This window comes from Allobosea spartocytisi (assembly GCF_014764685.1).
Lineage (GTDB): Bacteria > Pseudomonadota > Alphaproteobacteria > Rhizobiales > Beijerinckiaceae > Allobosea > Allobosea spartocytisi.
On sequence record NZ_JACXWY010000005.1, the window covers coordinates 236,355 to 248,366 of the forward strand.

Consider the following 12,012-nt stretch of genomic DNA (forward strand, 5'->3'; position numbering starts at 1 on the left):
TGGCGTAAACAAAATGGGGCAAATCAATGCTCTAGCAGGAATTGTCCGGCGCGGCAGAAGTTGGTTGCGGAACGGACCATAACATGCAACATAATTGGCGCCAATAATTTCACCAGAGGAGCAGGCCCGTGAGCGCCGTGGCAGAACAGACCGGCAAGCCGGAAGACGAGGCAGCCGCGCGCGGCAAGGCGCTCTACGAATACGGGCCGACCTCGATCTATTCGGCGAAGCACGATCCGCGCTTCCCCTACTGCCTCTATGTGCCGCCGAATCTCGGAAAGACCGGCGAGAAGCCGGAGCTGATCGTCGCGATGCACGGCACCGGCCGCGGCTTCACCGGCTATCGCGACGCCTTCTCCGCCTTCGCCCGCTGGAACAACTGCATCATCCTGGCGCCGCTCTTCCCGATCGGCGTGATGGGCGACGGCTATCGCGACGGCTTCAAATACATGCGCGAGGGCAATCTCCGTTACGACCACGTCCTGCTCGCCATCGTCGAAGAGGTCTGCGAGCGCTACGGCATCGCCTTCGAGCGCTTCGGCCTGTTCGGCTATTCCGGCGGCGGCCATTTCGCCCATCGCTTCCTGATGCTGCAGCCGCACAGGCTCTGGGGCGTCTCGATCGGCGCGCCCGGCTCGGTGACCCTGCTCGATCCGACGCGCGACTGGTGGGTCGGCACCCGCAACTTCGCCGAACTCTTCGGCCAGGAGCTCGACATCCCCGCCATGCGGAAGGTCGCGGTTCAGATGATCGTCGGCGCTGCCGATCTCGAGACCTGGGAGATTACCCACAAGCCCGGCGGCCGCAACTGGATGCCGGACGCCAACCATGCCGGCGCGACGCGGCCCGAGCGGCTGGCAAGCTTGCGCGACAACTTCGCCGAAAACGGCATCGCCGCCCGCTTCGACCTCGTGCCGAACACGCCGCATGACGGCCAGAAGGTCGTGCCGACCGTCGAGGACTTCTTCGCCGGCGAGCTCAAGAAGCTCCGCAGCGCCCGCAAGGCCGCCTGACGGCGAAACCGATAAGCATGTCGATCACGACAGCAACGACAACAGGGGAATGACCATGAACCGTCTGTTCGCTTCCGCCTTTGCGCTCGCCCTGTCGGCGGGCGCGGTCAACGCGCAAACGCTCACCGCCGTGCTCAACGCCGACATCCGCTCGACCAATCCCGGCGTGAACCGGGACGGCAACACCGATGCCGTCGAGATGCACATGGTCGAGGGCCTCGTCGGCTATGCCGAGGACGGCTCGGTCGGCCCGCTGCTGGCGGAAAAGGTCGAGATATCGCCCGACGGCAAGACCTATACCTTCCGCCTGCGCAAGGGCGTGAAGTTCCATAACGGCGCCACCATGACCTCGGCCGACGTGCTGTGGAGCTGGAACCGCTACATGGACCCGAAGACCGACTGGCGCTGCCTCTCCGATCTCGACGGGCGCAGCGGCCTCAAGGTCGTCTCGGCCACGGCCCCGGACGCCGATACCTTCGTCATGGAGATCGACAAGCCGAACGGGCTCTTCCTCGACACGCTCGCCCGCGCCGATTGCGGCGGCACGGCCGTGATCCACAAGGATTCCGTCAAGGCCGACGGGAGCTGGGACAAGCCGGTCGGCACCGGCCCCTTCATGCTCGGCGAATGGAAGCGCGGCCAGTCGGTCCAGCTCCTCGCCTTCGACCAGTACGTCTCGCCGAAGGGCGACAAGCGCGATGGCTATATCGGCTCCAAGCGCCCGCTGGTGAAGGAAGCGCGCTTCCTGGTCATCCCTGATGCGGCGACGGTGAAAGCCGGCCTGCTCGCAGGCTCGCTCGACATGGCGCTGATGCCGGAATCGGACGTGCCCGACCTGAAGAACGCCCCCAATGTTACGCTGGCGATCGCCCCCAACCCGGTCCGCCACAGCCTGATCATCCAGACGCGCGACCCGCTGATGAAGAACCAGGCCCTGCGCCAGGCGATCGCCGCCGCGATCGACTTCCCCGAGCTCGTCGCCAATGTCAGCAACGGCCTCGGCAAGCCCAACAACTCGCCGGTCTACATGACCTCGAAATACTATGGCGAGGCCGAGAAGCAGGGCTTCACATACGACCCCGCCGCGGCCAAGGCCCTGCTCCAGAAGGCCGGCTACAAGGGCGAGAAGATCACCATCCTCGCCAACAAGCGCTCCTCGGTGCCGAGCTTCAACACCGCGGTCATCGCCCAGGCGATGATGCAGGCGGTCGGCATCAACGCCGAGATCGAGGTCCTTGAGTGGGCGACGCAGCTCGACCGCTACAACAAGGGCAACTACCAGATGCAGGCCTTCTCCTATTCGAGCCGCTTCGACCCCGCGCTCGGCTTCGAGCAGATCTCCGGCCCGAAGGACAAGCAGCCGCGCAAAGTCTGGGAGGATCCCGAAGCGCTCGCCCTGATCGACAAGTCGATGGTGGTGACCGATCCGGCCGAGCGCCAGAAGCTCTTCGACGAATTGCACAAGCGCTTCATCGAGCAGGTACCGACGATCTTCACCCATAACGATCTCGACATCATAGCCCATTCCAAGCGTGTGAGCGGCGTGACGCCCTGGGCGTCGCAGCTGCGGCTCTGGGAAGTCAGCGTCGCCAAGTAAGGCGGCTTCCGGGATCGTCGAGCTTGGGAGGGCTTGCATGTTTCGCTTTGCGCTGACGCGGATAGGGATGGCGTTGCCGACGCTGCTGATCGTGGCGGTGTCGGTCTTCGTCCTGATCCGGCTGATTCCGGGTGATCCGGCCCAGTTGATGCTGGGCGATCTGGCGACACCGGCGAGCCTCGCCGATCTGCGCGGCCGGCTCGGCCTCGACCAGAGCCTGCCGGTGCAGTTCGGCATCTGGATCGGCCATGTCCTGCACGGCGATTTCGGCCAGTCGATCTCGTCGCAGCAGGCGGTGCTGCCGCTGATCCTGCAGCGTTTCGCGGTCAGCGCGCAGATCGTGCTCGTTGCCGTGCTGCTGGCGAGCCTGTTTGCCGTTCCGGCCGGCGTGATCGCCGCCTGGAAGCAGGATTCGTCCCTCGATATCGGCCTCGTCAGCGCCGCCACGCTGCTGCTCTCGATCCCGACCTTCTGGCTCGGCCTGCTGCTCTTGCTCTTCTTCGGCCTCAAGCTCGGCTGGCTGCCGGTCGTCGGCTATGTCTCGATCGCCGAGAACGCCAAGGCCGGCCTGCTCTACCTGATCATGCCAATCCTGACGCTGTTCCTGCACGAGATGGGCGTGATCCTGCGCATGGCGCGCGCCTCGACGCTGGAGGTGCTCCGGCTCGACTACATCACCCATGCCCGCGCCAAGGGCCTCAGCGAGAGCGCCGTGCTCTGGCGCCACGCCTTCAAGAACGCCTTCGGCCCGACCTGGACGCTGATCGGCCTCGTGCTCGGCAACCTGCTCGGCGGCATCGCGGTCGTCGAGACCGTCTTCACCATCCCCGGATTGGGCCGCCTGCTCGTCGATGCGATCTTCGCGCGCGACTACCCGGTCATCCAGGGCTGCATGCTGTTCGTCGCCTTCACCTATGTGCTGGTGAACCTCGTCATCGACCTCTGCTACCCGGTCTTCGATCCAAGGGTGACTGCGCAATGAGCGGCGACGGCACAATGACCCGCAGCAGCACGATGAGCGGCGAGCGCCGCCTGAAGCTCCCCGCCCCCAATGCGCTCGTCGGCGGCACGCTGATCGCGATCCTGCTCGCCGCCGCCGGCACCGGCGCGCTCTGGACGCCCTACGACCCGCTCAAGCTCTCCTTCCGCGAGAAGCTCGTGGCGCCCAATGCACTCCACTGGCTCGGCACCGACGAGTTCGGCCGCGACGTGCTCTCGCGCCTGATGGCGGGTGCTGCGACGAGCGTGTGGATCAGCATCCTGACCGTGACGCTCGCCGTCGTGATGGGCACCACGATCGGCCTGTTCTCCGGCTATATGCGCGGCTGGACCGACCGCGTCATCATGGCCTTCAACGACGCGCTGCTCGCCTTCCCCGGCATCCTGCTGGCGCTCGGCTTGCTTGCCGTGCTCGGCGCCAACAAATACGGCATCATCGTCGCGCTGGGCATCGCCTATACGCCCTCGGTGGCGCGCGTCGTACGCGGCACGGTGCTCTCGCTGCGCGAGCGCGAGTTCATCGCAGCCTCCCGCGTCATGGGCAATGGCGAGGGCTTCACCATGCTCCGCCACATCCTGCCGAACTGCATCGCGCCGCTGACCGTGCTGGCGACCTCGATGTTCGGCTATGTGCTGCTGGCCGAGAGCGCGCTCTCCTTCCTCGGTCTCGGCGTGCCGCCGCCGGCCCCGACCTGGGGCAACATGCTCGCCGGTTCCCGGCCCTATATCGACCAGGCCGCCTGGCTCGGCATCTTCCCGGGCCTGTGCATCTCGCTGACCCTGCTCGGCATCAACCTGCTCGGCGACGCGCTGCGCGACAAGCTCGACCCGCGGATGAGGGGCTCGCGATGACCACCAAAGCGTTTTCAAGCGAAGTGGGCACCGGTTCGCGTGAAGAAAACGCGTCGAACAAGGCCGCTGCACCTCTTCTCGACGTTGCCCATCTCACGCTGAAGATCGGGGCCAGCGGCCGCAGCGTCGTCAACGACGTCTCCTTCCAGGTCTTCCCGGGCGAGATCGTCGGCATCGTCGGCGAATCCGGCTCGGGCAAGACGCTGGCCGCGCGGGCCGTGATGGGCTTCATCCCGCCGGCCGTGCGCCTGACCGGCGGCGCCATCCGCTTCGAGGGCCAGGATGTGATGGCCATGTCCGGCAAGGATCTGCGCGCCATGCGCGGCTCCCGCGTCGGCATGGTCTTCCAGGAGCCGATGACATCGCTCAACCCCTCCATGCTGATCGGCCGCCAGCTCGACGAGGGGCTTGAGCTGCATCGCAAGCTCGATGCCGCCGGGCGCAAGGCGCTGATCCTCGACATGCTCCGGCGCGTCGGCCTGCGCGATCCGGAAGGGGCGCTCGACTCCTACCCGCATCAGTTCTCGGGCGGCATGCGCCAGCGCATCATGCTGGCCTCCGTGATGCTGCTCAAGCCGGCTCTGCTCCTCGCCGATGAGCCGACCACCGCGCTCGACGCCGTGGTCCAGCGCGACGTGATGGAGCTGATGGTCGACCTGACCCAGGCCAACGACACCGCCGTGCTGCTGATCTCGCATGATCTCGGCATGGTCGCGCGCTATTGCAGCCGCATCGTCGTGATGTGCCAGGGCGACGTCGTCGAGCAAGGTTCGGCCGAGGACATCCTCGCCCGGCCGCAGCACCCCTACACCCGCAAGCTGCTGGCGGCGATGCCGCAGCGCCTGCCCGCCCGCTTCCTGCCGCAGGATCAGACCCCGATCGTCGCCGTGCGCGACCTTATCGTCGACTATCCCGGCCGGCAGGGCTTCTTCCGCAAGAGCGCGCCCAAGCGCGCCCTGCACGGCATCAGCATCGACGTGCAGCCGGGCGAGGTCGTCGCGGTGGTCGGCGGCTCCGGCTCGGGCAAGACGACGCTCGGCCAGTCGATCGCCGGGTTGGTCAAGCCCTCGGGCGGCGAGATCCTGTTCAACGGCAAGCCGATCGCGAAGAGCGACACCGCCTATTGGGACTACCGGCTCAACTGTCAGATGGTCTTCCAGGACCCCTATTCGTCGCTCGACCCGCGCATGACCATCGGCCAGCTCGTGGGCGAACCGCTACGGCTGGTCGAGGCGATGAGCGGCACGCAGAAGAAGGCCCGCGTCGCCGAGGTGCTGGCCGAGGTCGGGCTGAAGGACGGCTTCGCCGATCGCTATCCGCACGAGCTTTCCGGCGGCCAGCGCCAGCGCGTCGCCATCGCCCGTGCCATCGTGCGGCGGCCGAGCTTCGTCATCGCCGACGAGCCGGTCTCGGCGCTCGACGTGACCGTGCGCGCGCAGGTGCTGGAACTCTTCGACGACCTGCAGAAGAAGCACGGCTTCTCCTGCCTGTTCATCAGCCACGATCTCGGCGTGGTCGAGCAGGTTGCCGACCGTGTCATCGTCATGCATGAGGGCCGCATCGTCGAGGAAGGTCCCCGCGACGACATCTTCGACAACCCGCAGCACGACTATACCAAGAAGCTGCTCTCGGCCGTGCCCGGCCTCGAAAGCACCGGCGACGGCGGCGTCAGGCTGTTCTGGCGATTGGGCGAGGGCGAGGCTCCCGCCTCGGCTTGAGGCGCCTTTTCGGATTGAGCGCGCCGCAAGCTGGAGCGACAGCCAAACCGCGCGTCATACTCGGGCTTGACCCGAGCATCTGGTGCCGGACGAGGCTCCCCACCTTCTTGTCCGGAGATTCTCGGGTCGGCGCTGACGCGACGCCCGAGAATGACGTGCAGGGAAGAACTCAGCCCTTGCGCTGCTTGGCGCCGACGAGCTCGTCCCATTTGCGGAAGGCGACGACCATCTTGTCGGGCTTCAGCGGCAGCTCGATCGGATTGTTGGCGATGAGCTCGGCATATTCCGGCCGGCCGAATTCCGCGATGACCTCCTGGCTGCGCTTCGGCGCCAGCGAGAGCGGCACGTTCTTCACCGCCGGGCCGGGATAGAGATAGCCCTCGTCATAGGAATAGGCCTGCATCTTCGGCTGCAGCACATGCGCCATGATGTCGAGCACGACGGCGAGGCGGTCGTTCGGCACCCCCTTCGGCACGCACATGAAGAAGGCGTCCGAGACCCAGTGGAAGCCCTTCAACGTCTGGATCTTCGCTTCCTTCGGCACGATGCCGAGCGCACGCGGGTTGATGTCCCAGCCCGTCGTCGAGATGATGATGTCACGCGAGCCGTCGCCGAACTCCTTCATCGTCGCGCCGGTGCCGGCCGGGTAATACTCGATGTGCTGGCCGAGTTCCTGCAGATAGGCCCAGGTCTTGTCCCAGCCGCCGACCGGATCCTGCGGGTCCTTGTCCCCCAGCAGATAGGGCAGGCCCATCATGAAGGTGCGGCCGGGTCCCGAATTGGTCGGGCGCGCATACATGAACTTGTTGGGATGGGCCTTGGCCCAGGCCAGCAGCTCCTCCGCCGTGGTCGGCACCTGCTTGACGCGGTCGGGCATGTATTCGAGCAGCGGGCCGGACGGGTAATAGTTCATCACCACGCCGAAGCCCGCACCTTGCGCCTTGTGCAGGTTGAGCGCCGCCGGCTCGTAGTTCTCCTCGAGACCGGGGAACTTGTCGGCGAAATCCGGGAAGATCTTGAGCCAGAGATTCTGTTCGAGCCCGGCCGCGAGGCCGTCCGAACCGGTCAGCACGAGGTCGAGATCGGAGCGGCCGGCATCCTGCTGCGCCTTGATCTTGCTCGCAAGTTCCGGTGCGGGCGCCTTCACATAGGTGATACGCGAGACCAGCTTGGGATTGGCGCTGCGATAATCGTCGAAAGCCTGCTGCATCAGCGCCAGCGCCCCGCCGACATCGATGATGTTGATCGCGACCGGCGCGGAAGGCAGCGGCGGCGAAGCGGCGAAGGCGCCGCTCGCTCCGGTCGCCAGCGCCCCGAGCCCTCCGAGGACGGCGCGGCGATCGATACCCTTCGAGAATTCCGTCATGGTTCTCCCCTTTTGTTTGATGGTGACGTCTTCAGGCCGCTGCGGGTGCAGCAAATTCGCGCGTGATGTCGCCGACTCGGACGCTGCGCACCCGCAATTCCGGCGACCATGCGATCTCGCTCTCCGGCAAGGCGATGCCGGCCTTAGCCAAGGCGCCCGCGATCGCGGCCAGCGCATGGGTCGAGGCCATCGCCACCGCCCCCTCCGGCGTGGCGATGGCCCAGGCGACGACGTTGCGCACGGCATCGTCGAGCTTGAGCGCCGAACCTGCGAGCGAAACGCCGCCGGGCTGGCGCACCGAGCCGTCAGCCGCCAGATCGACCGGCATGCCGGCGAAGCTGTAGCGCCCCGGCTCGGCGCCGGCCGCCACGACCGCGTCGGTGACCAGGATCGAGCGTTCGAGCCCCTTGGCCCGGATGAGGCTCTTCAGCGCCTTCGGATGGATATGGATGCCGTCGGCGATGAAGCCCGCCATCAGCCGGTCCTCCGCGAGCTGCGCGAAGAGCGGGTTGACCAGCTTGTGCATCTGCTGCGGCAGGCCGTTGCCGAGATGGGTCGAGAGCGTCGCGCCGGCATCGGCCGCCGCCGCCACGATCTCGAAATCCACCGCCGCATGGCCGATGGCGACGACCTTGCCCAGACGCGCCAACGCAGCCACGAGCGCGATTCCGCCCGCGACCTCGGGAGCCAGCGTCACCATCAGGATCGGCCGCGCGAGGCCTTGCTCCAGCTTCGCGATCAGGCCGGCATCCGCCGCCGTCATCGCCTCAGGCGGATGGCAGCCGGCATAGCCGCCGGTCGGATTGAGGAACGGCCCCTCCAGATGATAGCCGGGGCACATCAACGGCCCGAGCCGGCTTTCGCTCACCGCCTTGTCGAGCGCCGTGAAGCGCGCTGCCAGCTCATGGGGATGCGCGGTGATGATCGTCGGCAGGCAAGTGGTGACGCCGGTCGCCAGCATCGCCTCCAGCGCCCGGTCGAGCTCGGCGGCCGTGATCGTCCCGGAATTGAAGTCGACCCCGGCGAAGCCGTTGACCTGGAGATCGACGAGGCCGGGCGTGCGCATCCCTCAGCCCTTCCGGGTCAGCAGCACGGCGGCGGCCGGATCGATGAAGAGCACGGTGCGCGGATGCGTCTGCAGGATCGAGGCGGGGCTGAGATTGCTGACCGGCCCTTCCAGTGCCGCCTTCGCGGCCTCGGCCTTGCGGGTGTCGGAGACCGAGAGCACGATCAATTCGCTCTTCATGATCTGGCGGATGCTCATCGAGATCGCCTGCTGCGGCACCGCCTCGAAGCTCGGGAACCAGCCCTCGCCGAATTGCTGGCGCCGGCAGGCCTCGTCCAACGTCACGACGATATAGGGTTCTTCCGTCTCGAAATCGGCCGGCGGATCGTTGAAGGCGAGGTGGCAGTTCTCGCCGATGCCGGCGAAGCAGACGCAGATGCGCCGGCCAGCGATCAGGCCGCTCAGCGCCTTCGCATTCGCCTGCGGATCGCCCTCGCCATCGACGGGAACGAAGCGCGGCGCATCGTTCAGCGGCGCCATGAAGCGCAGGCGCAGATAGCGCCGGAAGCTCGCCGGATGCGTCTCGGGCAGGCCGACATATTCGTCGAGATGGAAGGCGGTGACCTTCGACCAGTCGATGCCCTCGGCCTTGACCAGATGCGACAGCATCTCGAACTGGCTCGCGCCGGTCGCGACGACGATCGAGGCTTCCCCGTCACGTGCGATCGCCTCGCGGATCGCTTGCGCGCCCAGCGCCGCCGCCTGCCGGCCGAGAAGATCCTTGTCGGAGGCGACATGCATCTCGATCATCGATTTTTGAACCTTTTGCGAGCTAAAATTTCCGATATTCTGGCACTGAGCTTCACCAAGGCCGCTCCGGAACGCAATGATTAATTTTGAACGCAACCGTTCTGAAATACGGCGCTCGTTCCCGAAGCTGCCATGAGTCTGATCGCGCTCGACGAAACACGCTTCGGACTGGCGCATCAGCGCGACTGCGCTCGTGCCTATGGCTTGATCCTCGCCGGCCAGGCCCATTCGCGCGGCGACCTCAGCCGCCTGCTCGACCTGCGCTCGACCAGCACCTCGCGCGTGGTCGGGGATCTGGTGGCGCGCCGCCTCGTCATCGAAACGACCGGCGAAGCCACGGGCCGAGGCCGCCCCTCCGCCATCCTGCTGGCCCATAATCGACGGATCGGCGCCTCCGTCATCCATGTCTCCAGCCAATCCCTGTCCGGCGCGCTGGTCGATCTCAGCGGGCATCTGGTCACCGAGCGCCGCATGCCGATCGAGGCGGAGGCCAGCAACGAGACCATCGCCGAAGCCATGGCCGCGCTGGCGCGGACCCTGCTGGAAGCGATGCCGCCCGGCATGAGCCATGCCGGCACGGCGGTCTCGCTCTCTGGCCTGATCGACCTGCGCCGCGGCCAATGGCTCTTGGCCTCGCGCTGGCCGCGGATGCGCGGACTCGATGTCGAAGCGGTCCTTGCGCCTATCGCCGGGCCGGTCGAGATCTGCCGCAATCTCGATGCCGAGCTGCGCGCCCGTGCCGCCCGCGATCCCGAGCAGTTCAGCGGCGGCACGCTCCTGCTGCATTGGGGCTGGGGCATCGGCCTCGCCTATGCCGAAGACGGCAGGCCCTTCGCCCCGGCCGGCTCTTTCGGCGAGCTCGGCCATTGGCGGCTGGCCGCGCTGGGGGACCGGCCCTGCGGCTGCGGCAATACCGGCTGCCTCGAGACCGGCGCCGCGCTCTGGGCGCTGCTCCCGGCCTTGCGCCGGCACTGGCCGGCGCTCGACGAGGACGAGAAGCGCCTGTCCCGCCAGTTCGCCGGGCTCGACCTCCTCGCCTTGCCGGAGATCGACACGGCCTGCCGGACCTTGGCGCGGGCGCTGGCCAATGCCTGCCGATTATTGTTTCCGGCCCGCATCGCGGTCAGCGGTCCCTTCGCCAGCAATCCGCAGCTCTGGGCACATTTCAATGCACTGTTCCGGGCCGAGGGGACCATGGACGGCTTCGCCGTGCCGGACCTCGTCAGCGTCGATGCCAGCCAGCTCTATGAGATCCACGGCGCCGCGGCCCCGCTCCTGAGCCGGGCCGCCGAGGCGCTGCTGTTGAATTCGGCCTGAAGCACGCTCCGGCTTCGACAAATGGATGCCGGCCATGCGCAGGAATGCGCTTGTTGGCACTGAAAGTAGTGCACTAGTATCCCAGCGTAAGGGCTCCGCGGCGTCGCTCATGACGTCAGAAGAGAGCCGTGAACCCAGGGAGAGAACATGACACATCCGACACGACGCACCGTCATGGCCGGCGCGGCCGGCCTCGCCGCGCTCAAGGCCGGAGGCGCCTTCGCGCAAGCCGCATCCGGGCCTGTTGCGCTCAACATCATCGACGTCGCCGGCAATCTGCAGCTCACCCAGGCGGCTATCGAACGCTTCGGCAAGGACAATCCGAAGCTGATCTCGCGGCTGAATTTCTCGCGCGCGCCCTCGCCGGAACTGCCGGGCAAGCTCAAGGCGCAGCAGGCGGCCAACCGCGTCGATATCGACCTCGTGCTGACCGGCCCCGGCGCCATGTCGGACGGCATCCAGCAGGGGCTCTGGGTCGATGTCTGGAAATCGCATGCCGCGAGCCTGCCCAAGGCCGAGGAGATCTATCACGAGCAGGCGCTGATGATGCAGCGCAACTTCGGCCAGAACGAAGGCGTCGCCGTGGTCTACTCGCCCTCCGGCCCGCTCTTCGAATATGCGCCGGACCGGCTCAAGACCGTGCCGAAGACGGCCGAGGACCTCCTCGCCTATGTCAAGCAGAACCCGAAGCGCTTCACCTATGCGCGGCCGGTCAATTCCGGCCCCGGCTGGACCTGGCTGCAGGGCCTGCCCTACATCCTCGGCGATTCCGACCCGAGCGACCCGATGAAGGGCTGGGACAAGAGCTGGGCCTATCTCAAGGAGCTCGGCACCGGCATCGACTATTACCCCGGCGGCACCGCCGCGACGATGAAGGAGCTCGGCGAAGGCACCCGCGACGTCATCGTCTCGACGCTGGGCTGGGACATCAACCCGCGCGCGCTCGGCATCGTGCCGAAGGAGGCCAAGGTCTTCGTGCTCGACAAGACCCATTGGATTCCCGACACGCAGTTCATGTGCATCCCGAAGGGCACGGCGGCCGAGAAGATGCCGGCCCTGCTCGCGCTGATGTCCTACATGCTGAAGCCGGAGGCGCAGGCCTTCACCTTCGACAAGGGCTATTTCTATCCCGGCCCGGCAGTGAAGGGCGTCACCCTGGCGCAGGCGCCGCAGGAGAGCCGCGACGTGCTCGCCGAATTCGGCCGCCCCGAATACGACAAGCTGATCGAGACCCTGCCGACCCGGCCGCCGCTGACGCCGGAACGCCTCGTCGCCGCCTTCCGGCGCTGGGATCAGGAGGTCGGCGTCGGCCACGGGGCGCCGCAATAGGAGCT

10 protein-coding genes are annotated in these 12,012 nt (G+C 66.8%); 7 read left to right on the forward strand and 3 right to left on the reverse strand.

Annotated features, from left to right (window positions below):
• Positions 1-128 precede the first annotated feature (128 nt).
• Genes IED13_RS10770 through IED13_RS10790 form a run of 5 tightly spaced genes read left to right on the forward strand, consistent with a single transcriptional unit; the run spans position 129 to position 6,179 of the window.
• Positions 129-1,013 carry an alpha/beta hydrolase family protein gene (locus IED13_RS10770; RefSeq protein WP_404801886.1) on the forward strand — a complete coding sequence of 295 codons (885 nt, stop codon included), beginning with the start codon at positions 129-131 and terminating at the stop codon, positions 1,011-1,013.
• A 55-nt stretch (positions 1,014-1,068) separates the two neighbouring features.
• The gene (locus tag IED13_RS10775; RefSeq protein ID WP_191124177.1) at positions 1,069-2,610 is read left to right on the forward strand and encodes an ABC transporter substrate-binding protein; all 1,542 of its coding nucleotides are present in this window, start codon (positions 1,069-1,071) and stop codon (positions 2,608-2,610) included.
• Between the two features lie 37 nt (positions 2,611-2,647).
• On the forward strand, positions 2,648-3,592 hold the full coding sequence (locus IED13_RS10780) for an ABC transporter permease (protein ID WP_191124178.1): 945 nt from the start codon (positions 2,648-2,650) through the stop codon (positions 3,590-3,592).
• 50 nt (positions 3,593-3,642) lie between these two features.
• Positions 3,643-4,461 carry an ABC transporter permease gene (locus IED13_RS10785; protein WP_038364018.1) on the forward strand — a complete coding sequence of 273 codons (819 nt, stop codon included), beginning with the start codon at positions 3,643-3,645 and terminating at the stop codon, positions 4,459-4,461.
• Positions 4,458-6,179: an ABC transporter ATP-binding protein gene (locus tag IED13_RS10790; protein WP_191124179.1), complete on the forward strand. Its 1,722-nt coding sequence runs from the start codon at positions 4,458-4,460 to the stop codon at positions 6,177-6,179. Before IED13_RS10785 ends, IED13_RS10790 begins: the two co-directional genes overlap by 4 nt.
• A gap of 169 nt (positions 6,180-6,348) precedes the next feature.
• Here IED13_RS10790 and IED13_RS10795 read toward each other — a convergent pair whose 3' ends face one another.
• Genes IED13_RS10795 through IED13_RS10805 form a run of 3 tightly spaced genes read right to left on the reverse strand, consistent with a single transcriptional unit; the run spans position 6,349 to position 9,361 of the window.
• Entirely contained in the window at positions 6,349-7,545 is a 1,197-nt protein-coding gene (locus tag IED13_RS10795; RefSeq protein WP_142022788.1) for an extracellular solute-binding protein, read from the reverse strand.
• A gap of 31 nt (positions 7,546-7,576) precedes the next feature.
• Positions 7,577-8,611, reverse strand: a complete 1,035-nt coding sequence (locus IED13_RS10800; protein WP_191124180.1) for an N-acetylglucosamine-6-phosphate deacetylase — start codon at positions 8,609-8,611, stop codon at positions 7,577-7,579.
• A 3-nt stretch (positions 8,612-8,614) separates the two neighbouring features.
• The gene (locus IED13_RS10805) at positions 8,615-9,361 is read right to left on the reverse strand and encodes a glucosamine-6-phosphate deaminase (RefSeq protein ID WP_191124181.1); all 747 of its coding nucleotides are present in this window, start codon (positions 9,359-9,361) and stop codon (positions 8,615-8,617) included.
• Positions 9,362-9,493: 132 nt separating this feature from the next.
• Between IED13_RS10805 and IED13_RS10810 the strand changes: the two genes are divergently transcribed.
• A complete protein-coding gene (locus IED13_RS10810) occupies positions 9,494-10,678 on the forward strand; it encodes an ROK family protein (RefSeq protein WP_191124182.1) in 1,185 nt (394 codons plus the stop codon).
• Between the two features lie 147 nt (positions 10,679-10,825).
• Positions 10,826-12,007 (forward strand): extracellular solute-binding protein, encoded by a 1,182-nt coding sequence (locus IED13_RS10815; RefSeq protein ID WP_038362785.1) that lies wholly within the window; start codon positions 10,826-10,828, stop codon positions 12,005-12,007.
• Positions 12,008-12,012: the final 5 nt, after the last annotated feature.